Source organism: Pseudomonas sp. YQ_6, from assembly GCF_043103245.1.
In the GTDB taxonomy this organism is placed as follows: domain Bacteria; phylum Pseudomonadota; class Gammaproteobacteria; order Pseudomonadales; family Pseudomonadaceae; genus Aquipseudomonas; species Aquipseudomonas alloputida.
On record NZ_JBICJR010000016.1, the window covers coordinates 16,391 to 40,388 of the forward strand.

Annotated in this window: 20 protein-coding genes; 14 read left to right on the forward strand and 6 right to left on the reverse strand. The window is 63.2% G+C overall.

What is annotated here, in order from left to right; translation table 11 throughout:
• The first annotated feature begins 79 nt into the window (after positions 1 to 79).
• The 11 genes from ACF8FG_RS04535 (at position 80) to ACF8FG_RS04585 (ending at position 14,826) form a co-directional block, all read left to right on the forward strand.
• Positions 80 to 1,561: a glycosyltransferase family 2 protein gene (locus tag ACF8FG_RS04535; protein WP_003251762.1), complete on the forward strand. Its 1,482-nt coding sequence runs from the start codon at positions 80 to 82 to the stop codon at positions 1,559 to 1,561.
• Between the two features lie 37 nt (positions 1,562 to 1,598).
• Positions 1,599 to 2,765, forward strand: coding sequence for a PilZ domain-containing protein (locus tag ACF8FG_RS04540; RefSeq protein WP_019439210.1), 1,167 nt, complete (start codon positions 1,599 to 1,601; stop codon positions 2,763 to 2,765).
• A gap of 10 nt (positions 2,766 to 2,775) precedes the next feature.
• Complete coding sequence (algK, locus tag ACF8FG_RS04545; RefSeq protein WP_318077610.1) at positions 2,776 to 4,221, forward strand: alginate biosynthesis TPR repeat lipoprotein AlgK; 1,446 nt, start codon at positions 2,776 to 2,778, stop codon at positions 4,219 to 4,221.
• On the forward strand, positions 4,218 to 5,696 hold the full coding sequence (locus tag ACF8FG_RS04550; RefSeq protein WP_014592308.1) for an alginate export family protein: 1,479 nt from the start codon (positions 4,218 to 4,220) through the stop codon (positions 5,694 to 5,696). Before algK ends, ACF8FG_RS04550 begins: the two co-directional genes overlap by 4 nt.
• A 22-nt stretch (positions 5,697 to 5,718) precedes the next feature.
• A complete protein-coding gene (gene algG / locus ACF8FG_RS04555) occupies positions 5,719 to 7,278 on the forward strand; it encodes a mannuronan 5-epimerase AlgG (RefSeq protein WP_003251754.1) in 1,560 nt (519 codons plus the stop codon).
• Positions 7,279 to 7,291: 13 nt separating this feature from the next.
• Positions 7,292 to 8,731, forward strand: coding sequence for an alginate O-acetyltransferase (locus tag ACF8FG_RS04560; protein ID WP_318077613.1), 1,440 nt, complete (start codon positions 7,292 to 7,294; stop codon positions 8,729 to 8,731).
• A gap of 8 nt (positions 8,732 to 8,739) precedes the next feature.
• Positions 8,740 to 9,843, forward strand: a complete 1,104-nt coding sequence (locus ACF8FG_RS04565; protein ID WP_081384629.1) for a mannuronate-specific alginate lyase — start codon at positions 8,740 to 8,742, stop codon at positions 9,841 to 9,843.
• 198 nt (positions 9,844 to 10,041) lie between these two features.
• A complete protein-coding gene (locus tag ACF8FG_RS04570; protein ID WP_014592311.1) occupies positions 10,042 to 11,499 on the forward strand; it encodes an MBOAT family protein in 1,458 nt (485 codons plus the stop codon).
• Between the two features lie 11 nt (positions 11,500 to 11,510).
• On the forward strand, positions 11,511 to 12,668 hold the full coding sequence (locus tag ACF8FG_RS04575) for an alginate O-acetyltransferase (RefSeq protein WP_041167071.1): 1,158 nt from the start codon (positions 11,511 to 11,513) through the stop codon (positions 12,666 to 12,668).
• A gap of 20 nt (positions 12,669 to 12,688) precedes the next feature.
• The gene (locus ACF8FG_RS04580) at positions 12,689 to 13,336 is read left to right on the forward strand and encodes an alginate O-acetyltransferase AlgF (RefSeq protein WP_135199073.1); all 648 of its coding nucleotides are present in this window, start codon (positions 12,689 to 12,691) and stop codon (positions 13,334 to 13,336) included.
• A 35-nt stretch (positions 13,337 to 13,371) separates the two neighbouring features.
• Entirely contained in the window at positions 13,372 to 14,826 is a 1,455-nt protein-coding gene (locus tag ACF8FG_RS04585) for a mannose-1-phosphate guanylyltransferase/mannose-6-phosphate isomerase (RefSeq protein ID WP_003251742.1), read from the forward strand.
• Between the two features lie 39 nt (positions 14,827 to 14,865).
• Here the strand turns inward: ACF8FG_RS04585 and ACF8FG_RS04590 are convergent, their stop codons facing one another.
• The gene (locus ACF8FG_RS04590) at positions 14,866 to 15,318 is read right to left on the reverse strand and encodes a hypothetical protein (RefSeq protein ID WP_019439205.1); all 453 of its coding nucleotides are present in this window, start codon (positions 15,316 to 15,318) and stop codon (positions 14,866 to 14,868) included.
• Between the two features lie 169 nt (positions 15,319 to 15,487).
• On the opposite strand from ACF8FG_RS04590, the gene ACF8FG_RS04595 reads away from it, so the two are divergent.
• Positions 15,488 to 15,952: a hypothetical protein gene (locus tag ACF8FG_RS04595; RefSeq protein WP_014592314.1), complete on the forward strand. Its 465-nt coding sequence runs from the start codon at positions 15,488 to 15,490 to the stop codon at positions 15,950 to 15,952.
• Positions 15,953 to 16,075: 123 nt separating this feature from the next.
• Positions 16,076 to 16,888, forward strand: a complete 813-nt coding sequence (locus ACF8FG_RS04600; RefSeq protein WP_135199074.1) for an SDR family oxidoreductase — start codon at positions 16,076 to 16,078, stop codon at positions 16,886 to 16,888.
• 388 nt (positions 16,889 to 17,276) lie between these two features.
• Here the strand turns inward: ACF8FG_RS04600 and ACF8FG_RS04605 are convergent, their stop codons facing one another.
• From ACF8FG_RS04605 to ACF8FG_RS04620, 4 genes are all read right to left on the reverse strand, one after another.
• Positions 17,277 to 18,731, reverse strand: coding sequence for an efflux transporter outer membrane subunit (locus ACF8FG_RS04605; protein ID WP_318077615.1), 1,455 nt, complete (start codon positions 18,729 to 18,731; stop codon positions 17,277 to 17,279).
• Entirely contained in the window at positions 18,728 to 19,789 is a 1,062-nt protein-coding gene (locus ACF8FG_RS04610; protein WP_026031931.1) for an HlyD family secretion protein, read from the reverse strand. Before ACF8FG_RS04610 ends, ACF8FG_RS04605 begins: the two co-directional genes overlap by 4 nt.
• A gap of 28 nt (positions 19,790 to 19,817) precedes the next feature.
• Positions 19,818 to 21,359 (reverse strand): MFS transporter, encoded by a 1,542-nt coding sequence (locus ACF8FG_RS04615; RefSeq protein ID WP_019438410.1) that lies wholly within the window; start codon positions 21,357 to 21,359, stop codon positions 19,818 to 19,820.
• Positions 21,360 to 21,489: 130 nt separating this feature from the next.
• The gene (locus tag ACF8FG_RS04620; protein WP_003251728.1) at positions 21,490 to 22,395 is read right to left on the reverse strand and encodes a LysR family transcriptional regulator; all 906 of its coding nucleotides are present in this window, start codon (positions 22,393 to 22,395) and stop codon (positions 21,490 to 21,492) included.
• 211 nt (positions 22,396 to 22,606) lie between these two features.
• Here ACF8FG_RS04620 and ACF8FG_RS04625 point away from each other — a divergent pair, with 211 nt between their 5' ends.
• On the forward strand, positions 22,607 to 23,059 hold the full coding sequence (locus ACF8FG_RS04625; RefSeq protein WP_135199076.1) for a universal stress protein: 453 nt from the start codon (positions 22,607 to 22,609) through the stop codon (positions 23,057 to 23,059).
• Positions 23,060 to 23,130: 71 nt separating this feature from the next.
• Here ACF8FG_RS04625 and ACF8FG_RS04630 read toward each other — a convergent pair whose 3' ends face one another.
• Positions 23,131 to 23,991 carry an HlyD family secretion protein gene (locus tag ACF8FG_RS04630; RefSeq protein ID WP_004575355.1) on the reverse strand — a complete coding sequence of 287 codons (861 nt, stop codon included), beginning with the start codon at positions 23,989 to 23,991 and terminating at the stop codon, positions 23,131 to 23,133.
• Between the last annotated feature and the right edge of the window lie 7 nt (positions 23,992 to 23,998).

Below are 23,998 nucleotides of genomic sequence, written 5' to 3' on the forward strand. Positions count from 1 at the left end.
GCCGGGCAGCGATGAGGCACTCGACAAGAGCCGCCTCCTCGCTGCCCACCCTTTCCCGAATTCTCGACGGATGCTGAACATGCAAAGGCTCCAGACAGTGCTGTTGCAGTGCGCCGGGTGGCTGCTCTACATGAGCCTGCTCATGCTGATCGCCCTGGCCCTGCCAGCTGATATCTTCGACTCGCAGTCGAAGCACTTCATCTTCCTGGTCGGCGCAGTCGGCATCTGGCGCTACTCCATGGGCGCCACCCATTTCATCCGCGGCATGATCTTCCTCTACGGCGTGTACCCGTACCTGCGCCGCAAGGTGCAGAAAATGGGTAATGCCACCGACCCGTCGCATGTCTACCTGATGGTCACCAGCTTCCGTATCGAAGCGCTGACCACCGCCCAGGTGTACAGCTCGGTGATCCGCGAGGCGATCAACTGCGGCTTCCCCACCACCGTGGTCTGCTCGCTGGTGGAAATGTCCGATGAACTGCTGGTGAAGAGCCTGTGGGCCAAGTACAACCCGCCGGCCCACGTGAAGCTGGACATCGTGCGTATCGCCGGTACCGGCAAGCGCGATGGCCTGGCCTACGGCTTCCGCGCCATCTCGCGCATGCTGCCGGACGAGAACGCCGTGGTGGCGGTGATCGACGGTGACACCGTGCTGGCCGACGGCGTGGTGCGCAAGACCGTACCGTGGTTCAAGCTGTTCCCCAATGTGGGCGGCCTGACCACCAATGAATTCTGCGAAGTGCGTGGCGGCTACATCATGAGCGAGTGGCACAAGCTGCGCTTCGCCCAGCGCCACATCAACATGTGCTCGATGGCCCTGTCCAAGCGCGTACTGACCATGACCGGGCGCATGTCGATGTTCCGCGCCAGCGTGGTGACCAACCCCGAGTTCATCGCCGACGTCGAAAGCGACTCGCTGATGCACTGGCGCCTGGGCCGCTTCAAGTTCCTTACCGGGGACGACAAGTCCAGCTGGTTCAGCCTGATGCGCCTGGGCTACGACACCTTTTACGTGCCGGACGCCGCCATCAACACGGTCGAGCATCCGCCGGAAAAAAGCTTCCTCAAGGCCAGCCGCAAGCTGATGTACCGCTGGTACGGCAACAACCTGCGGCAGAACTCACGGGCACTGGGCCTTGGCCTGCGTCGCCTGGGGCTGTTCACCAGCATCGTGTTGTTCGACCAGCGCGTGTCGATGTGGACCAGCCTGCTGGGCCTGACCGTGGCGGTGATCGCCAGCCTCAAGTTCGGCATGGCCTTCTTGCTGGTGTACCTGCTGTGGATCGGCATCACCCGCCTGATCCTCACCATCATGCTGCTGTGCTCCGGCCACAACGTAGGCCCGGCCTACCCGCTGATTCTCTATTACAACCAGATCATCGGCGCGCTGATGAAGATCTACGTGTTCTTCCGCCTCGACAAGCAGTCGTGGACGCGTCAGCCCACTGCCCTCAAGCGTGACCTCGCCAGCTTTCAACAATGGTTCAACACCTGGTCCTCGCGGACCATGACCTTCTCGGCTGCCAGCATCTTCGTTGCTGTGCTGTTCATGGTCGTGTGAGCCAAACCCGGATCGGATCTAACAGGAACAAACCACCATGAATACCGCCGTGAACGTCAATGTCGTGCATGAGTCCGAAGCCCAGCGCCAACACGCCCGGGTACGCATTCCCGCCAAACTGCGGTTCCTGGACGCCCAGCGCCAGGTCCACGAAGTCAAGGTCGAAGACCTTTCTGCCGGCGGCCTGAGCTTCTACACCAAGCAACCGCAGTCGGTGGGCGATGTGCTGCGCGGACGCCTGCAGTTCGTGGTCGACAACCTGGGCCTGTCGATGGACATCGAGTTCCAGGTGCGCTCGTACAACCCGGACAATGGCCGTATCGGTGCGCAGTTCCAGAACCTTGAACCTCGCGACATCGCCACGTTGCGGCACATCATCACCAGCCACCTGTCGGGTGAGCTGATCAGCATCGGCGACGTACTCAGCACCCTGCAACGCGACAACTTCACCAAGGCGCGCAAGCAGAAGGACGGAGGGTCGGGCCTGAGCGCCTTCGGCCGCTTCAAGGCAGTCACCGTCACACTGGGCGTGTTCGTGGTCGGCGTTGCGGCCTTCGGCTTCGTCGCCAAATCGTTGTATGGCATGTATTTCGTCAGCCACGCCGAAGCCGGTGTGGTCGCAGTGCCGACCACCAACGTCACCATGCCGCGCGACGGTACCGTAAGCAGCCTGGTCGAAAGCGGTGGGCAGATCGCCAAGGGCGCGCCATTGGCCAGCTTCACCACCAGCATGCTGGACATGCTCAAGGGCAACCTTGAAGACGCACAGCTGGAGCCGGCGAAGATCGAGGAGCTGTTCGGCAAGCAGCTGTCCGGCACCCTCACCAGCCCCTGCGATTGCGTGGTCGCGCGCCAGTTGGTGGACGACGGCCAGTACGCCGCCAAGGGCCAGCCGATCTTCCAGCTGATCCCACGCACCACCACCCCGATGGTCGAAGCGCGCTTCAGCTACCGCCAATTCGACGAGGTCAAGCCGGGTACCCGGGTCAACTTCCAGGTGGCCGGCGAAGACGAAGTGCGCACCGGTCAGATCGTCAGCAGCACCAGCCTCAACAGCGAAGACCTGTCCTCCGACATCCGCGTGCAGATCAAGCCAGACAGCGGCCTGCCGGCAGAACTGGCCGGCCGCCCGGCCTCGGTCAACAGCGACCGTGGCCCATCGCTGAACTGGCTGATCGACAAAGCCGTGGCCCGTGGCCTGTGAGGGACGGACAATGATCTCTGATACCAACACCCGCTCCCACAGGGTCCGCGTGAACCTGGGATTGTGTGCACTGGCCGCCGCCATCACCCTGGCCGGCTGTGCCGGCCTGCCCGACCAGCGCCTGGCCAACGAGGCCATGAAGCGCGGTGACACGGCATTGGCCGAGCGCAACTACAAGGCGCTGGCCGACCTGGGCTACAGCGAAGCGCAAGTCGGCCTTGCGGACATCAAGGTGGCCACCCGCGACCCCTCGCAAATCAAGGAAGCCGAAGCCACCTATCGCGCTGCAGCCGCTACGTCGCCACGCGCCCAGGCGCGCCTTGGCCGCCTGCTGGTGGCCAAGCCGGACAGCACCCAGGCCGAGCGCGAAGAAGCAGAGACCCTGCTCAAGCAAGCGGCCAGTCAAGGCGAAAGCAACACCTTGATCCCACTGGCGATGCTCTACCTCAGCTACCCGCAGAGCTTCCCCAAGGTCAACGCGCAGCAGCAGATCGACCAGTGGCGCGCCGCCGGCAACCCGGAAGCGGGCCTGGCCCAGGTGCTGCTGTACCGCACCCAGGGCACCTATGACCAGCACCTAGGCGAAGTGGAAAAGATCTGCAAGGCGGCGCTCAACAGCACCGACATCTGCTACGTCGAACTGGCCACCGTGTACCAGAAACGCGGCCAGGCCGACCAGCAAGCCGCCCTGCTCGGCCAGCTGAAGGCCGCCTACGCCCGTGGCGCCGTACCGGCCACCCGGGTTGACAGCGTGGCCCGTGTGCTGGCCGACCGTAGCCTTGGCCAGACCGACGAAAAAACCGCCAAGGACCTGCTCGAGCAAGTAGCCCCGGCCAACCCGGCGTCCTGGGTCAGCCTGGCACAGCTGGTATACGACTTCCCCGAACTGGGCGACACCGACCAGTTGATGGCCTACATCGACAAAGGCCGCGAAGCTGAACAGCCACGCGCCGAACTGCTGCTGGGCCGCCTGTACTACGAAGGCAAAACCCTGCCAGCCGACGCTCAAAAAGCCGAGCAGCACCTGCAAGCCGCTGCCGAAGCCGGTGAGATCAGCGCCCATTACTACCTGGGCCAGCTTTACCGCCGCGGCTACCTGGGCAATGTCGAGCCGCAGAAGGCCGTCGACCACCTGCTGGCCGCCGCCCGTGGCGGGCAGAACAGCGCCGACTATGCCTTGGCTCAGCTGTTCAGCGAGGGCCACGGCATCCGCCCGCAACCGGGCAACGCCTGGGTGTTCGCCCAGCTGTCGCAGGCCAACCCGACGCCGCAATCAGCCGAACTGCTGCAGCAGCTCGACCAGCAACTGACACCTGATCAGCGCAACCAGGCCCAGCAACTGCTGGACCAGGAAAAGCGTGCACGCGGCAGCATGGCGCAGGGCGCGAATAGCACCCTGGCCCTTGAAGCCCTGCAAGACGACGAAAAAGAAGTAGACGGTGAGGACTCGCTATGACGCTCAATCCCTTCGTGAAAGCCGGCATCGGCCTGAGCTTCGCCCTGCTGTGGTCCTGCCCGACCCTGGCGGAAATGACCGCTGAAAAGAACTTCGGCCTGGACGTGAAAATCACCGGCCAGTCGGAAGACGACCGTGACCTCGGCACCCGCTCTGGCGGCGACGTCAACGGCCTGGGCCTGGACCTGCGCCCGTGGGTGTATGGCGAGCGCGGTAACTGGAGTGCCTACGCCATGGGCCAGGCGGTCGCTGCGACCGACACCATCGAAACCGACACCTTGCGCCAGAATGACGACGGCACCAGCACCGACACCGGCGACGACAGCCGTCAACCAGACAAAAGCTACCTGGCCATGCGCGAGTTCTGGGTCGGCTACAGCGGCCTTACCGCCTACCCAGGCGAGCAACTGCGCTTCGGTCGCCAGCGCCTGCGCAGCGATGATGGCATGTGGCGCGATACCAACATCGAAGCGCTGAACTGGACCTTCGACACCACGCTGCTCAAGGCCGATCTGGGCGTCGCCCAGCGTTTCAGCGAATACCGCACCGATCTCACCGAACTGGCGCCGGAAGACAAGGACCGCACCCACATCTACGGCAACGTCGCCACGCAGTGGACCCCTGGCCACTGGGTTGGCCTGCGCGCTCACCACACGCATGACAGTGGCAGCCTGAAGAACCCCGGCGAAACGGTCGACGCGCTGGACAAGTCCCGCACTGGCGACCTTACCTGGCTGGGTCTGGAGGCCAACAGCGACGCCTACAACTGGCGCAACGACCACACCGTGAATTACTGGGGCAGCGTCACCTGGCTGACCGGTGACCGCGACAAGCTGAGCACCCAGCAGGTGGGTGACGACCAGGTCGCCACCGGTAAGCAGAGCGGTGACGTCAACGCCTGGGCAACCGACCTCGGTATCCGCCTGCGCCTGGACCCGCAATGGCAGGTCGGCGCTGCCTACGCCCGCGGTAGCGGCGGCGGCGGCGATGACGGTTCGAACAACTTCGAGCAGACCGGCCTGGAGAGCAACCGCTCCAACTTCACCGGCACCCGCTCGCGTGTGCACCGCTTCGGCGAAGCGTTCCGCGGCGAGCTGGGCAACCTGCAGGCCGCCACCCTGTTCGCTTCGTGGCAGCTGCGTGACGACTATGACGCCAGCCTGATCTACCACAAATTCTGGCGGGTCGATGGCAACCAGAACATCGGCTCCAGCGGCATCAACGCCGTGGTCAACGACAACGGCGTGAACCGTCAGCTGGTCGACGGCGAGAAGGACCTTGGCCAGGAAATGGACGTGGTCGTGACCAAGTACTTCAAGCAAGGCCTGCTGCCGGCTTCGATGAGCCAGGCAATCGACGAGCCGTCAGCCCTGGTGCGCCTGCGTGCCGGTGTATTCAAGCCGGGCGACGCCTACGGCAAGGAAGCGGACTCGTACATGCACCGCGCCTTCGTCGACGTCATCTGGCGCTTCTGAGGCCGGTAGGGGACTGACCGTGATGAACCTTCACCCGCACTTACGTCACAGCCTGTTGGCCAGTGCCTTGCTGCTGGCAAGCGGCCTGGCCACTGCCGCAGAGCCCCAGGTGATCGCCAAGGAGCTGCAGCAGGCCAAGACCTATACGGTGGCCAGCGCACCGATAGAGCCGCTGCAGATGGACCCGCCAAAGTTGCCCGACCTCACCGGTTTCACGGCCGAGGCGGTGCAGAAGAAAATCGACCGCCGCCACAAGGGCAAGGTCAGCCTGCGCCGTATGTTCCAGGAGGACACCCTCAAGGAGTTCGTCGGCGGCGACAACAAGGCCGCCGAGTGGGTGCAGCGCCAGCACGGCATCCCGCAGGCGATCTTCGTCGATGACGGCCATGTCGACCTGACCGAGCTGAGCAAGAAGGTGCCCAAACAGTACTTCAGCGAAGTCGAGCCTGGGGTTTACCTGGCACGCCTGCCGATCGTGGTCGGGCAAAAGGGCATCCTCGAGATCGACGGCAAGGTCAAACAGCTGCGCCTGTCCCAGGAGGGCGGCGCATTTCTGGTCAATGACGGCAAGCTGTTCGTAACCGACACCCAGGTGACCGGCTGGCGGGAAAAGGACAACGGCCCGGCGACCTTCCGCTCGCCCAAGGAATTCCGCCCGTTCCTGCTGTCGTGGGGTGGTACCGAGACCTACATCGTCAATACGAAGATGGCCAGCTTCGGCTACGCCAAGTCCAAGTCGTATGGCGTGAGCATCTCGCAGTACACGCCGAACATGGCCAAGCGCATGGGCCGCCCGGAGCCCACCGGCTGGATCATCGGTTCGGAGTTCAGCGACATGTGGTACGGCTTCTACTGCTACGAAACCCAGGACTTCGTGATCAAGGACAGCACCTACCGCGACAACATCGTCTACGGCATCGACCCGCACGACCGTTCGCATCGCCTGATCATCGCCGGCAACACGGTGTACGGCACCAAGAAGAAGCACGGCATCATCGTTTCGCGTGAGGTCAACGACAGCTGGATCATCAACAACAAGAGCTACGACAACAAGCTCTCGGGCGTGGTGATCGACCGTAACAGCGTCAACAACCTGGTGGCCTACAACGAGATCTACCGCAACCACACCGACGGCATCACCCTGTACGAAAGCGGCGACAACCTGATCTGGGGCAACAAGCTGGTCAACAACCGCCGCCACGGCATCCGCGTGCGTAACAGCGTGAACATCCGCCTGTACGAAAACGTCGCCATGGCCAACGGCCTGGTCGGCGTATATGGCCACATCAAGGACCTGTCCGACACCGACCGCGACATCGCCCTCGACCCATTCGACACCAAGGTGTCGCTGATCGTGGTGGGTGGCGAGCTGTCGGCCAACGGCTCCGGCCCGCTGTCGATCGACTCGCCGCTGTCGGTCGAGCTGTACAAGGTGTCCATGCTCGCGCCACGCAAGGCCAGCGGCATCAGCCTCAATGGTGTGCTGGGCGAGCGCCAGGACGAAATCCTCGACCTGCTGGTACGCCAGCAGAAGGCTGTGCTGATCGACCCGGTCGAACGCCAGACCGAAATGATCGATTAAGGAAGCCCAGACCATGACTCCACACCTGATGAAACTGCTGGGCCTGTCCGCCGCCCTTCTGGCAATCAGCCAGGGCGTGCGCGCCGAAGACGTCAAGGCCCCGACCTTCAACGCCGAGCCCTGCTGCCAGTTGTGCCCTGAAGCGCACGATGCCAGCCGCTACACCACCCGCTATCAGCAAAACTTCACCACGCTGGTGCAGGCCCAGGGCGACTGGCTGTTCCGCACCCGCGAAGACCTGCGCACCGAGTTCAACACCACCCCGGCCGGCTACAAACGCCTGCAGCAAGTGCACGACGCGTTCAAGAAACGTGGCGTGGAACTGGTGGTGGTGTACCAGCCGACCCGCGGCCTGGTGAACCGCAACATGCTCAACCCGGCCGAAAAGGCCGCGTTCGACTACCAGAAGGCCCTGGGCAACTACCAGGCCATGCTCAAGCGCTTCGCCAGCATGGGCTACAACGTGCCCGACCTGTCACCGCTGACCAACGAGCAACTGGCCGCCGCTGACCAGGGCAAGGACTTCTACTTCCGTGGCGACCAGCACTGGACGCCGTACGGTGCCAAGCGCGCGGCGAAGATCGTGGCCGACACCGTGCACAAGATGCCGGCCTTCGAAGGCATCCCGCGCAAGGAATTCGAGACCAAGAAGTCAGGGCGCATGGGCAAGACCGGCACCCTGCACAACGTTGCCGGCCAACTGTGCGGCACCAGCTACGCCGTCCAGTACATGGACCAGTTCGCCACCGAGCCGAAAGGCGCGAGCGGTGGCGACGACCTGTTCGGTGACAGCGGCAATGCGCAGATCACCCTGGTCGGTACCAGCCACAGTGGCAAGAACTACAACTTCTCGGGCTTCCTCGAGCAATACATCGGCGCCGACGTGCTCAACGTCGCCTTCCCAGGCGGTGGCCTGGAAGGGTCGATGATCCAGTACCTGGGCAGCGAGGAATTCCAGAAGAACCCGCCGAAGATCCTGATCTGGGAATTCTCCCCGCTGTACCGCCTGGACCAGGAAACCATCTGGCGGCAAATCCTTGGCCTGCTCGACGACGGCTGCGATGACCGCCCAGCCCTGATGAGCGCCAGCACCACCCTCAAGCCTGGCAAGAACGAGCTGATGGTCAACGGCAAGGGCGGCGTGATCAAAGACCTGATCAACCGCAACCTGCAGATGGACGTCAAGTTCGAAGACCCCTCGGTGAAGGTATTGCAGGCCACCCTCTGGTACCTCAACGGTCGCCATGAGGACATCAAGCTGGAAAAACCGGAAACCTCCGACACCGACGGCCGCTTCGTCTTCCAGATGCGCGAAGACGAGGACTGGGCCAGCCAGAGCCTGCTGGCGTTCGAGGTACAAGGGCCGGAAAGCGGCACCCAGAAGGTCGAAGCCAAGCTCTGCAAACGCAACAACTTCGCCGTGCCCGCGCAGACCGCGCAGGCAGGCCAGTGAGGCGACCCATGACCATTTTCAAACGAATTTCCAGCCCCGCCCTGCTCGCGTTGGCCTTGTTTGGCGGTGCTGCGCACGCCGCGCTGGTACCGCCGCAGGGTTACTACCAGGGGATCGAAAAGCTCAAGACCGGTGAGGGTAACTTCCGCTGCGAAGCGGCGCCCAAGCCATACACCGGCCCGCTGCAGTTTCGCAGCAAGTACGAAGGCTCGGACAAGGCACGGGCAACACTCAACGCAGCCTCGGAAAAGGCCTTCCGCAAGTCGACCGAAGACATCACCACGCTGGAGAAAGGCGTGAGCAAGATGGTCGGCCAGTACATGCGCGACGGCCGCCCGGCGCAACTCGACTGCACCCTGACGTGGCTGGGCACCTGGGCACGTGCCGGTGCATTGCTGTCCACCGACTACAACCATACCGGCAAGTCGATGCGCAAATGGGCGCTGGGCAGCATGAGCGGTTCATGGTTGCGGCTGAAATTCTCCAACTCGCAGCCGCTGGCCGCACACCAGGCCGAGGCCGACCTGATCGAAAAATGGCTCAGCCGCCTGGCCGAGCAGACTGTGCGTGACTGGAGCGACCTGCCGCTGGAGAAGATCAACAACCACAGCTACTGGGCGGCCTGGTCAGTCATGGCTACCGCCGTCGCCACCGACCGTCGCGACCTGTTCGACTGGGCCGTGAAGGAATACAAGGTTGGCGCCAACCAGGTGGATGACCAGGGCTTCCTGCCCAACGAAATCAAGCGCAAGCAGCGCGCGCTGGCCTATCACAACTACGCCTTGCCGCCGCTGGCGATGATTGCCAGCTTCGCCCAGGCCAATGGCGTCGACCTGCGCGCCGAGAACAACTTCGCGTTGCAGCGCCTGGGTGAAGGCGTGCTGGCCGGCGCCCGCGATCCCAGCCACTTCAAGGCGCGTGCGGGCAAGAAACAGGACATGACCGACCTCAAGGTCGACAGCAAGTACTCCTGGCTCGAGCCCTGGTGTGCGCTGTACCACTGCGTTGGCGACACGCTTGAGCGCAAGCACGACATGCAGCCGTTCAACAGCTTCCGGCTGGGCGGCGATGTGACCCGGGTCTACGACCCGAGTGCAGAGAGCAAGAAATGAATTGACCCCCATTGCGGGGGCGGAACCTGTGGGAGCGGGCATGCCCGCGAAGAAGCCACCGCGGTGCATGGCAAGGGCTTCGCCCTTGTTCGCGGGCTTGCCCGCTCCCACAGGGACCTAAGTTGCCTTCCAGTCTTGCACTGGGGGGTTTGGGGGGCGCTTTGCCCTGGATGCTGTGAACAAATTAGGAGAACCGGGATGGTCTTCTCGTCCAACGTGTTCCTGTTCCTGTTCTTGCCGATCTTCCTCGGCCTGTACTACTTGAGCGGGCAACGTTATCGCAACCTGCTGCTGCTGGTCGCCAGCTACATCTTCTACGCCTGGTGGCGGGTGGACTTCCTGGCACTGTTCGCCGGCGTCACCCTGTGGAACTACTGGATCGGCCTGAAAGTCGGTGCCGCTGGTGTGCGCACCAAACCGGCGCAGCGCTGGCTGCTGCTCGGCGTGGGTGTCGACCTGGCAATCCTCGGCTACTTCAAGTACGCCAACTTCGGCGTCGACAGCCTGAACGCGATCATGACGTCGTTTGGCCTGGAGCCATTCATTTTGACCCACGTGCTGCTGCCGATCGGTATCTCGTTCTACATCTTCGAGTCGATCAGCTACATCATCGACGTATACCGCGGTGACACCCCGGCTACCCGCAACCTGATCGACTTCGCAGCGTTCGTGGCGATTTTCCCGCACCTGATCGCAGGCCCCGTGCTGCGCTTCAAGGACCTGGTCGACCAGTTCAACAACCGCACCCACACGCTGGACAAGTTCTCCGAAGGCTGCACCCGCTTCATGCAGGGCTTCATCAAGAAAGTGTTCATCGCCGACACCCTGGCCGTGGTCGCCGACCACTGCTTCGCCCTGCAAAACCCCACCACGGGCGATGCCTGGCTCGGCGCCCTGGCCTACACCGCACAGCTGTACTTCGACTTCAGCGGCTACAGCGACATGGCCATCGGCCTGGGCCTGATGATGGGCTTCCGCTTCATGGAAAACTTCAAGCAGCCCTATATCAGCCAGTCGATCACCGAGTTCTGGCGGCGCTGGCATATCAGCCTGTCGACCTGGCTGCGCGACTATCTGTACATCACCTTGGGCGGTAACCGTAAAGGCACCTTCAATACCTACCGCAACCTGTTCCTGACCATGCTGCTGGGCGGCCTGTGGCACGGTGCAAACTTCACCTACATCATCTGGGGCGCCTGGCACGGCATGTGGCTGGCCATCGAGCGCGCGTTGGGCCTCGACACCAACCCGCAGCGCTTCAATCCGGTGAAATGGGCCTTCACCTTCCTGCTGGTGGTAGTCGGCTGGGTGATCTTCCGCGCCGAAAACCTGCAGGTGGCCGCCCGTATGTACGGCGCCATGTTCAGCTTCGGCGACTGGCAGCTGTCGGAGCTCAACCGCGCCCAGCTCACCGGTCTGCAGGTGGCCACCCTGGTCATCGCCTACCTCACCCTGGCGTTCTTCGGCCTGCGCGACTTCTACCGCAATGCCAGGCCGACGCCCAAGGCGACCCCGGTGCAGGTCAACGCTGACGGCTCGATCGGCCTTGACTGGACCCGGGTGATGACCCGCGCACTGATCCTGCTGCTGTTCGTCGCCTCGATCCTCAAGCTTTCGGCGCAAAGCTACTCGCCGTTCCTTTACTTCCAGTTCTGAGGTTGATGACCATGACCCGGACATTACGTATTACCTACTCCCTGTCGTTCCTTGGCCTGCTGGTCGGCATGGGCGTCTGGTCCACCGGTGGCCTGCAGAGCTTCCAGCGCACCGAGCAGATGACCCTGCTCAACGGCAAGCTGGCCAAGGCCGCCGAGACCCACTACGACGCCGAATTCCCGATCAAGCGCCTGGGCACCAACCTGTGGGCGGCAATGGACTTCAAGCTGTTCAACGAAGGCCGCCCCGGTGTGGTACTGGGCCGCGACCAGTGGTTGTTCAGCGACGAAGAGTTCAAGCCCACCGCCGGTGCCGAGCAATTGATGCAGGAAAACCTGGCACTGATCCGTGGCGTACGCGACACCCTGCAGCAACACGGTAGCCAGCTGGTGCTGGCGATCGTGCCGGCCAAGGCGCGGGTATACGCCGAGTACCTGGGCAAAGAGCAGCCTGCCAGCCTGCATGACGACCTGTACAACCAGTTCCATGCCCAGGCACGCCAGGCCAACGTGTTCGCACCGGACCTGATGGCACCGATGGAGCAGGCCAAGGCCCGCGGCCAGGTGTTCCTGCGTACTGACACCCACTGGACGCCTATGGGAGCCGAAGTGGCGGCGCAGGCGCTGGCCGAAGCGGTCAGCCGCCAGAGCCTGCTCAACGGCGACCCACAAGCCTTCATCACCGAAGCCGGCAACACCGCCCCCTACAAGGGCGACCTGACCAATTTCCTGCCACTGGACCCCTTGTTCAGCAACCTGCTGCCGGCCCCGGACAACCTGCAGAAACGCACCACCCGGCCGGTCGATGCCGAGGGTGACGCCGGCGACGCGTTGTTCGCCGACAAGCAGATCCCGGTTGCACTGGTAGGCACCAGCTACAGCGCCAACCCGCACTGGAACTTCCTCGGCGCGCTGCAGCAGGCCCTGCGCAGTGACGTCGCCAACTACGCCGAAGACGGCCATGGCCCGCTGCTGCCGATGCTCAAGTACCTGCAAAGCGATGCCTTTAAAAACGCCGCACCACAAGTGGTGGTGTGGGAATTCCCCGAACGTTATCTGCCAATGAAAAACGACCTCAGCAGCTTCGATCCGCAGTGGATCGCGCAGCTGAAAAACTCCCGTAAATCCGAAGAAAACCTGGCCTTGTCGTCCACCCGGACAGACCACTGACTGATAGAGAGGAAACGCACATGACTACCAAGACTTCCATTGCCAAAGCCCTCACCCTCGCGGCTGGCCTTTCCCTTGCTTCGATGCAGGCCTTCGCCGGTGCCGACGCCGCACTGTATGGCCCAAGTGCGCCGAAAGGCTCGACCTTCGTACGCCTGTACAACGCGACCAGCGCACCGGCCGCCGCGTCGGTCGGCAACACCCAGATCAAACAGGTTGGCGCACAAGCCAGCAGCGACTTCAGCTTCCTGCCAGGCGGCGACTACACCGCTCAGATCGGCGGCAAGAGCGTGCCGGTCAAGCTGGCCTCGGACAAGTACTACACCCTGGTCAACAGCAACAGCGGCAACCCGCAGCTGATCGAAGAACCACCGTTCAAGAACAAGCAGAAAGCCCTGGTGCGCGTGCAGAACCTGAGCGACCAGCAACTGACCCTGAAAACCGCCGACGGCAAGACCGAAGTGGTCAAGCCGGTGGCCGCCAACGGCCGTGGCGAACGCGAAATCAACCCGGTCAAGGTCAACCTGGCGCTGTACCAAGGAGACAAGAAAGTGGGTGACGTAAAACCCGTCGCCCTGGAACGCGGCGAAGCCGCAGTGCTGTACGTAACGGGTTCCGGCAACGCCTTGTCGCCGGTGTGGGTAACTCGCCCCGTGGCTAGCAACTGATTCCCCTGCCTCTCAACGACTATTGGAGAAACATGATGATCCCGGTAATTCTTTCTGGTGGTAGCGGTTCCCGTCTTTGGCCTCTGTCGCGCAAGCAGTTCCCCAAACAGTTCCTGGCCCTGACCGGAGAACACACGCTGTTCCAGCAAACCATCGAGCGCCTGGTATTCGAGGGCATGGACACCCCGATTGTGGTCTGTAACAAGGACCACAAGTTCATCGTCCAGGAGCAACTGGCCGCACTGAAGCTGGAAACCCAGGGCATCCTCATGGAACCGTTCGGCCGCAACACCGCGCCGGCCGTGGCCATGGCTGCCATGAAGCTGGTCAACGAAGGCCGCGACGAGCTGATGCTGGTGCTGCCTGCCGATCATGTGATCGATGACCAGAAAGCCCTGCAACGTGCCTTGGCCTTGGCCACCGTGGCCGCCGAGCGTGGCGAGATGGTGCTGTTCGGCGTGCCGGCGACCAAGCCGGAAACCGGCTATGGCTACATCCGTTCCAGCCAGGATGCGCTGCTGCCCGAAGGCGTGGCGCGGGTTGCGCAGTTCGTCGAGAAGCCCGACGAAAAACGCGCCGCCGAGTTCGTCCAGGCCGGTGGTTACTTCTGGAACAGCGGTATGTTCCTGTTCCGCGCCAGCCGCTTCCTCGAAGAGCTGAAAAAGCACGACGGCGACATCTACGATACCTGCGTACTGGCCCTGGAGCGCAGCCAGGAAGACGGCGATGTCCTGAGCATCGACGAAGCCACCTTCGCCTGCTGCCCGGACAACTCCATTGACTATGCGGTGATGGAGAAAACCCAGCGTGCCTGCGTGGTGCCGATGTCGGCCGGCTGGAGCGATGTAGGCTGCTGGTCGTCGCTGTGGGAAGTGCACGAGAAAGACGACAACGGCAACGTCACCAAGGGCGACGTAGTGGTTCAAGACAGCCGCAACTGCATGATCCACGGCAACGGCAAACTGGTGTCGGTGATCGGCCTTGAGAACATCGTGGTGGTCGAGACCAAGGATGCCATGATGATTGCCCACAAGGACAAGGTCCAGGGCGTCAAGCAGATGGTCAAGACCCTCGACGAACAGGGCCGCACGGAAACCCAGAACCACCTGGAAGTGTATCGCCCGTGGGGCTCGTACGACTCGGTGGACATGGGCGGCCGCTTCCAGGTCAAGCACATCACCGTCAAGCCGGGCGCCAGCCTCTCGCTGCAGATGCACCACCACCGCGCCGAACACTGGATCGTGGTATCCGGTACCGCCGAGGTGACCTGCGACGAAAACGTGTTCCTGCTGACCGAAAACCAGTCGACCTATATCCCCATCGCTTCGGTGCACCGTTTGCGCAACCCGGGCAAGATCCCGCTGGAGATCATCGAAGTGCAGTCCGGCAGCTACCTGGGCGAGGATGATATCGAGCGCTTCGAGGATGTGTATGGGCGCACGTCCACCCCCATCGAGCGCGGCGTTTCGGTGAAGACCATCGCGCAGTAAATGCTGACTCGCCCCTGGATTGACCAGGGGCGAGCCTGCTCATTCAACGCTCGGGGCTATGACGTAGATGTCGAATGGGCCACCCACCACCCTGAAAGGTCGCTGCAAATCATCCTCCCCTTCAAATTCGAAGGATTCAGCCCTGATGCTCGTGGCAGTCATTTCGAGTTTCCGGATACGACCGGATTTCGCATAGCCGCCATAGGTTGTGCCGCGCTTGTGAACAAGCGCCCGGTTAGCCTCACCCCCGATAACGACATCCCGCACGCCCTCCTGTAGTTCCAGATCGAAGTCAATGTAGACGTCCGCATCTTCGGCCTGCCCCTTGTAGGCGTACAACCACGCTGATTTTTCAGCGCTCCCGTAGTCCACGCCCTCGGAAACGAAATCCTCCTTTTGACCCGCAAGGCTGATGACAGCCGTAACGTTGCCCTTGGCAGGCGTTTTTTTCATTTCTTGCGCAAGCTCTCGCTCAATTGCTGTGTGACTCATGGCCATGCTCCTTTTGAATAGGCATGGCGGAATCTAGAATGGATATACCCTTTCCACTACTCGCAGTATTGCCAGGTCTGGCTTCTGGCATGGTTGCTCAGCGGTTACCTGACTGCTGGGTTTTAGGTAGGCTGTAGCCATCCCTGCGCGCGAATGAGGCGATAACGCGATGCTGATCGGTGCCCTGCTGATCCTCACCTGGCTGGTGTTGTTGTTGCGTTACCCAGCCAAGGCTCTTCCCATCTCCCTGGCGGCTGTGTGTGGCCTGGGCCTGGTGGCCTTGTTCGTCGTCTGGCAAGACAGCCGCGAAAGCAGTCGACTGGCGCGCCTGGACCTGCGTCTGACCTACGCCCCAGAACACTGTCCCGCCGACCGTGCCTTGCAGGTACGCATGAAGAACGGCAACGACGTGCCGCTGACCGAACTGCGCTGGCGCGTGGCGGCGTACGCACCGGGCGATACCGTGAACCTGGCCGAGAACACCTACAACGCCCCGCGATACCGCGGTCCAGGTGAATTGCAGCCGGGGGCCGAGTGGCAAGACTGCCTGCCATTGCCACCACTGCGTTCCGGGTATCGGCCGCAGACCCTGGAATTCCGCGCAGAACGCCTGCAAGGTACATTTGCCAATTGATGTGTTGCCTATGCCGGCCTCTTCGCGGGTAGTCCCGCTCCTGCAGGGTGTGTAGGAGCGGGTTTACCCGCGAAGAGGCCGGCATAGGCAACAACCAATCCTCCATGACAACAGGCCCCAACCATGCCCACCGTCCTGATCACCGGTTGTTCCAGCGGCATCGGCCGCGCCCTGGCCGACGCCTTCCGCGATGCGGGCCACCATGTCTGGGCCACCGCCCGCAAGCCTGAGGATGTCGAGCAACTGAGTGCCGCTGGCTACACGGCCCGGCAGCTGGATGTAAACGACGGCGAGGCGCTGGCCCGCCTGGCAGAGGAACTGGAAACCCTCGATATCCTGATCAACAACGCCGGCTACGGCGCCATGGGGCCACTGCTCGATGGTGGCGTCGACGCCCTGCGCCAGCAATTCGAAACCAACGTCTTCGCCGTGGTCGGCGTTACCCGGGCGCTGTTCCCGCTGCTACGCCGCTCACGCGGCCTGGTGGTGAATATCGGCAGTGTATCGGGCGTACTGGTCACGCCATTCGCCGGCGCGTACTGCGCCTCGAAGGCGGCTGTGCATGCCCTGAGCGATGCCTTGCGCTTGGAGTTGGCGCCGTTCGGTGTGCAGGTGATGGAAGTACAGCCGGGCGCAATCGCCTCGCAGTTCGCCAGCAATGCCCAGCGCCAGGCCGAGCAGGTGCTGGCGATGGACTCGCCGTGGTGGCCTTTGCGTGAGCATGTGCAGGCGCGGGCGCGGGCTTCGCAGGACAAGCCAACGTCGGCGGCGGTATTTGCCCAAGGCGTGCTGGCAGCCGTCGGCAAGTCGTCGGCGCCAGCACGGGTGCGGCTGGGGAATGGCAGTACAGCCTTGCCGCTGATGGCACGGTTGCTGCCGCGGCGGTTGCTGGACTGGGCGCTGCGCAAGCGCTTCGGCCTGCTGCGCCCGCTCTGAGTGATCGCCTGCCTGTACCCGCGAAAAGGCCGGCCCTGCTGGCCAATTTCCACCCGCCGTTCACCATTGCCGCCACTACCGTATTCGCGGGTAAACCCGCTCCTACACAGATTGGTGGTGGACACACATCGGTGGTTGGACACAGGCCGCCGTTTACCCGCGAAAGGGCCGGCCCTGCTGGCCAATTTCCACCCGCCGTTCACCGTTGCCGCCGCTACCGTATTCGCGGGTAAACCCGCTCCTACACAGATTGGTGGTGGACACACATCGGTGGTTGGGCGCAGGCCGTCGTGTAGGAGCGGGTTTACCCGCGAAGAGGCCAGTACAGGCTGCAAAGCATCAGGCCATGGACCGCAGTACCCCGCCCTCCAGATGCTGCGCGTCCTCTCTAACTGTGAACATTCTGCGGCTGCTCATCAAACGCCTGCCAGCCTCCACCCAGCGCCTTGTACAGCCCCACCAGCGCCTGCGACACCGCGGCCGAGCTGTCGATCCATTGCTCCTCGCTGGCCAGCAGCGCGCCTTGCACCGTCAGCACATTGAGAAAGTCCACCGCCCCTTCCACATACTGGCGCTGGGCGGTTTCCAGGGCGATACGGTTTTGCCGCACGGCCTCGGCAAGGTGATCACGGCGCAACTGACTGGCGTTGTACAGGCGTAGCACATCGTCAATTTCATGCCAGGCCCCCAGCACCACCTTGCGATAGTTCAGCGCGGCTTCCTGCTGTTGCGCCTCGCGCAGTTCCAGGGTGCCCTTGAGCCGGCCGCCTTCGAAAATCGGCAGCGACATCTGCGGACCGAAGGCGAACCGGCGCGAATCCCAGCCACCGAAATCCGACAGCTGCAGGGCCTGGAAGCCGACACTGCCCGACAGGCGAATGCTCGGGTAGAAATCCGCCTTGGCCACGCCAATGCTGGCAGTGGCGGCATGCAGGCGGGCCTCGGCCTGGCGGATGTCCGGGCGGCGCTCGGCCAGTTCGGACGGCAAGCCGATGGCAAACTTCTGCTGCGGCGCGGGCAGCTCGCCGCTTTGCAGCAATTCGGCCTGGAGGCTGCGCGGCGGCTCGGCAGCGAGCAGGCTGAGGGCATTGATCAAGTCATCACGCCGCGCTTCCAGGCTCGGCAGGCGCGCTTCGATAGACGCGACCTGGGCGCTGGCCTGGGCCACATCCAGGCGCGTGGCAACGCCTTCGGCCTGGCGGTCCTGGGACAACTTCAGGCTGTGCCGGGCGACCCTGAGGTTATCCTGCGTCACATCGAGGGTGTGCTGCACGGCACGCAGCTGTATGTAGTTGCCGGCGGTTTCCGAAAGCAGTGCCAGCAGCACACCGCGTCGGTCATTCTCGGCCACTTCGACCGTGGCATCAGCAGCCTCGACCTGACGCCGTACACGGCCCCACAGGTCCAGTTCCCAACCGGCCACCAGGTCGCCCTGCCAGAGGTTGAAGGCTTCTTTCCCGGCCTTGCCGGACGGATCGCTCAAGCCATCGGCGCTGTTACGAGCGCGGCTGTAACCGGCGTTCATGTCCACCGACGGTACTTCGTCAGCAGCCAAGGTACTGCGCAGGGCACGGCTTTGCAGCAGCCGCGCGCTGGCCTTCTGCAGGTCGAGGTTGCGTTCGGCAACGCGCTGGATCAAAGCGCTCAGGCGGGCATCGTGGAACGTTTCCCACCAGCGCAGCTCAAGCGGTTCGGCCTGGGGCTGGCTGGCCGCTGCCTCGCCTTGCAGCGGCGCCCACTGCTGCGGGGCCTGGCTATCTGGGCGCTGGAAATCCGGGCCCAGGGTGCAACCGGTCAACAGCACAGCCAGCAGCAAGGGGCTCAAGCGTAATCCCGGTTTCATCGCGCGCTTACCTCTTTGCCGTCCAGCTTGTCGCCACGCGTGTCGATGGTGGCTTCGACCGACATGCCCACACGCAGGCGGGTGAGCAGTGGCTGGCCATCATCGAGAACGATCTTGACCGGAATGCGTTGCACCACCTTGGTGAAGTTGCCGGTGGCGTTGTCTGGCTTGACTGCGGCGAAGGTTACGCCGGTAGCCGGGGCAATGCTTTGCACATGGCCTTGCAGGGTTTCGCCGGAGAAGGTGTCGACGCTGATGCGCACCGGCTGGCCCGGCTGTACGTGGGTCAGCTGGGTTTCCTGGAAGTTGCCGACCACATAGGCCTGCTGCAACGGCACCACCGACAGCAGGCGAGCGCCCGGGTTGACGTAGGCCCCCACCCGCAGGGCGCGTTCGCCGACCATACCGTCCACCGGTGCTGTGATGCGGGTGTAGGACAGATCGAGCTGGGCCTTTTCCAGGCCTGCTTCGGCACGCTTGAGCTGGCCATCGGCGCTGGCCACTTGAGCTTTGAGGATGTCCACCTGCTTGCGCGCCGCCACCCGCGCAGCTTGAGCGTTGGCCAGGCGAGCACGGGCTTGGTCGACCGCGCTGCGCGCCTGCTGGGCGTTCTGCACGGTACCCGCGCCCTGCTCGGCAAGGCGGCTGTAGCGGTTGACTTCATGGTCGGCGAACGCCACCTCAGCCTGGGCCGCCTTCACTGCCGCTTCGGCCTGGGCAATCAGCGCGTCCTGGCGTTCAAGCGTGGCGCGGGCATCGGCGCTTTGTGCCTGGGCTACCAGCAACTGCGCCTGCGCAGCATCCAGCGCAGCCTGGTAGTCACGCGCATCGATGGTCGCCAGCAACTGGCCAGCCGTGACCTGCTGATTGTCTTCCACCAGCACTTGCTTGATGAAACCGGCGACTTTGGGCGCGACCACGGTGTAGTCGGCGCTCACATAGGCGTCATTGGTGCTCTGGCGGTGATCACTGCCAAACATCCAGGGGCCGACGATGCCAGCCAGGACGGCCACGGCCAGCACCGAGCCGATGAAAAGGGTTTTGCGGTTGTTGGTCATTTCAATGGTTCTCGAAATCATCCAGGGTTCAAGCCACCGCACGCGGCGCATAGACCCGGGTAGGCACGAAAGGAATCAGGCAGATCAGGGCCACGGCGATACAGGCCAACACCAGGTAGAGGTCAGCCGAGGTCAATACCTGAGCCTGGTCGTGAATGCGCTTGGCCAGGCCAGCGGCGTTGCCGTCGACCAGCGGGGCGTTGCCCAGGCTGTCCACCAGGTGATTGGAATGGAAATGCCGGCGCAGGGTGCCAAGAACATCCAGCAGGCCACCGGCGATGACGGCGGCCAGGCCCTTGACGGTGTTGAACCAGCTGGAGGCGAACGGGCCCTCCTGCGGGGTCATGCCATTGGTAGACAGCATCAGCAGCGGCAGCACTGCCATCGGCTGGCCGAACACCTGCAGCAGGTAGAACGGGTAGAAGTCGCCACGGATCCACTCGCTGGTCAGCAGGCTGCTGCCAACACAGGACACCGCCAGCATCGCCAGGCCAATGCCCAGCACCCAGCGGCAGTCCACTGCGCGGATGTTGCACAGTGCCGCCGTCAGTGGCAGGGCGATCAGTTGCGGCATGGCCACCAGCATCATCAACGGGCTGGTCTGCGCCGGGCGGTAGCCCTGGATCTGCGCAAGGTAGGCCGACGGGATGCTGCCCACACCCGAAAGCACGACCAGCACACCGGCCAGGGTCACCAAGGCGAAACTCAAGTTGCGCCGCTGCAACAAGCGCAACTGGAAAAACGGCAACGGCTCGGACCACTCGTTGTACATGAACAACACCAGCAACAGCAGGCCACCGCCCAGCAGCCAGCAGATCAGCGGCGAGTCGAACCAACCCCAGCGGTCGCCCAGCGACAGGCCCAGCACAATGCAACTGATGGCGGGCAGGCCAAGCAGTACGCCGCGCCAGTCGAACTGTTTGAAACGCTCCAGGCGCAGCGGGTCCTGCGGCAGACCCCAGCCTACGCAGACCATGGCCAGCAGCGAGGGCAGGATGATCTGCCAGAACGCCCATTGCCAGCCGACGTATTCGGTCCACAGCCCCGCCAGCGGCGTGCCGAGGTTGGGGCCAAAGGTGGCGGTCAGGGCGTAGCAGGCCAGGCCATAGACCTTGATACCTGGCGGCAGAAAGCGCAGGGCCACGCTCATCAACATCGGCGGCAAGGCGCCAGCGGCAAAGCCCTGCAGTACGCGCAGTAACATCAAACTGTGCAGGTTGGGGGCGAACGGCTGCAGCAGGCCAAGCACGGCGAACAGACCAATTGCGCACATGGTGAAGCGCCGCAGCGAGAAGGTCGTGGCCAGCCACGGCGCAAAGGCCATGGCCGAGACCGAAGCGGCGCTGTATACCGCCAGTAACCAGGCACCTTCATCGGCACCGATGCCCATGGCGCCGCGGATATCGGCCAGGGAAATCTTGGTCACCGACTCGTTGAGGCCGGCGCACAGCACAGCCAGCAACACACCGAACAACCCGACCACTACCTGCAGGCCGAACGCAGCCTGCGCGGGCGCAGCCGGCGCAGGGGCGGCGGCCATGGCGGCAGACGGGACGGACAGGGAACTCATGGGCAGACATCTCCGGCAACAAAATTTGCGACTGGAGCAAGTCTAAAAAGGTCGAATGCTTACGAAAACTGACTTGTTGGCAGTTTTATATTGCGTCAAACGCAATCGGGCAGCGGATGTGCCACACGCCTCAAGGGTCCATCCTGCCGCACGCCTTCAACGTCTGCCGCAGCCAGCGATGGGCCGGGTCGTTATCGAACCGCGGGTGCCATGCCTGCATGACGTTGACCTTTTCCAGTGGCACGGGGATCTCGAAGGACCGCAATGGCAGTTTCAGCCGGTTCACACTGTTCAGGATATTGGCGGGTATCGGCAAGATCAGGTCCGAGTCCGGCAGCGAAAACATCGCGGAGTGAAAACTCGTCGTGATCAGCGCTACCCGGCGCTCCACCTTGTAATTGGCCAGCGCCACGTCGATAGGCCCATTGGCACGGCCACGGCGTGACACGCTGATGTGCGGGTAGGCGGCGAAGCGCTCAGGGGTGATCTCGTCATCGAAAACCGGGTGCCCTTCACGCGCCAAGCCCACGAAGTAGGTGTTGAACAGGCTCTGAACCTTGATTTCGGGGCCCAGTTCAATGGCTGAACTGATGATCAAGTCGATTTGCCCATTGCGCAGCACCGCATCATCGTCGCCGCTGCCCTCCGGCACGAAACGCAGCACCGTATGCGGTGCCTGGGCAAGCATCATGCGCAACAACTGAGCGCCATACAGGGCGATGAACAGGTCATTGGTGCGGATGTTGAAGGCACGGTCCAGGTTCACCAGGTCGACATCGTCGCGACTGCGAAATACCTGCCCGGCCTGCTCCACCAGGCCATGCACCTGCTCGCGCAGGGCCAGCGCACGCGGCGTCGGCACCAGGCCACGGCCGGCGCGCACCAGAATCGGGTCGCCCAGTGCTTCGCGGATACGCCCCAGGGTCCGGCTCATGGCTGCCGGGCTCAGGTTCATGCGTTGCGCCGCGCCAACCACGCTGCCCTCATCGAGCAAGGCATCGAGGGCGACGAGCAGGTTCATGTCCGGAAGTTGCATGGCCGTTTTCCGCTACAGCTGTGGGGAATGCGATGGTATCAGGTTGATGGATTGCACCGGACGCAATGCGCTTGTGCGTGGTGGGCCATTTATTCAGGGAAAGCATTGGGTCGAGAATGATGCATGGCAGGTTCGGCCCTTTCGCGGGTAAACCCGCTCCGTTGATCTAAGAAAAGGCCGCCCCAGCCCCCAAATACATCAAGGAACCCGCATGCCCAGCCCCGTCCTGATCGCCATCGACGCCTCCCCCGCATCTGCCTCCCTGCTTGCCCTCGCCCGCCGCTATTGCCGCCCGGGCGAGCACGAACTGCACGTGCTGCTGGCCATCGATTCGACCTTCGCGGTGCACGAGCAACCCGCGCCCTACACCGCCGAGGAACTGGAAGAATACCCCGCCGCCTGCGAGGAACAGCAGCATGCCGACCACGCCGTAACCGAGGCCGTGCGCGAACTGCAGCAAGCCGGCTTCGCCAGCCACGGCTGCATGGTGGCCGGGCTGCCGGTTGAAGCGATTGTCGCCAAGGCACAGGAGCTGCGTTGCGAACTGATCATCATGGGCCACCGCCACCTGTCGCGGCTGGGGCGGTTGCTCGACCCGTCGATCAGCGCGAAGGTGATTGATCGGGTCGAAGTGCCGGTGTTGGTGGGGGCGGCGAGTGCATGATTGGAGCGATGTGAGGCCTGTAAGATCGAGCACCACGCGAGCGGCGCTCGACCGGTCTGGCGACCTGCCTCTCAAGGCGAACTCGGCTTCACCACCACCGTACAGGTCGTCCCCGCCGCCAGCAAAAAACCTTCCGGCACTTCATCGATGTGAATGCGCACCGGCACCCGCTGTGCCAGCCGCACCCAGTTGAAGGTCGGGTTCACGTCGGCGATCAGCTCGCGGCTCTGTGGGTTGTCACGGTCGTAGATGCCGCGGGCGATGCTCTCCACATGCCCCTTGAGGCGCTCGCCGCTCATCATCTGCAATTCGGCCTGATCACCCACCTTCACATGCGGCAGCTTGGTCTCCTCGAAGAACCCGTAAACCCAGAACGAGTGCTCGTCGACCACCGCCATCACCGCTTCACCCGTGCGCGCGTAGTCGCCCTTGTGGATATTCAGGTTGGTCACATAGCCGTCAACCGTCGCCACGATATGCGTGCGCTTGAGGTTCAGCTCGGCTGCGGCCAACTCGGCCAGGGCTTGTTGATAATCGGCTTGGGCGGAATTGGCGATGTTGCTGGCGTCGTCGCGGTTTTCCTTGGAGATCACCAGGTTGTCCATGTCGGCACGGCGCTTGGCATTGACCTTGCGCATTTCCCAGGTGGCCTTGCGCGAGGCGACCAGTGCCTTGGCCTGGTCGACTGCCAACTGGTAGTGCTCAGGGTCGATCTGGATCAGCAGGTCGCCCTTCTTCACCCGCTGGTTGTCCTTGACCGGTACATCCACCACGTAGCCGGGCACGTCGGCAGCGACGTTGATGATGTCGGCACGCACACGGCCATCACGGGTCCAGGGCGTGGTCATGTAGTGCAGCCACAACTGGCGACCGATGGCCACGGCAGCGACCAGCACCAGCAGGGTGGCGATCAGGCTGAAGAACTTTTTCATCGAAGGA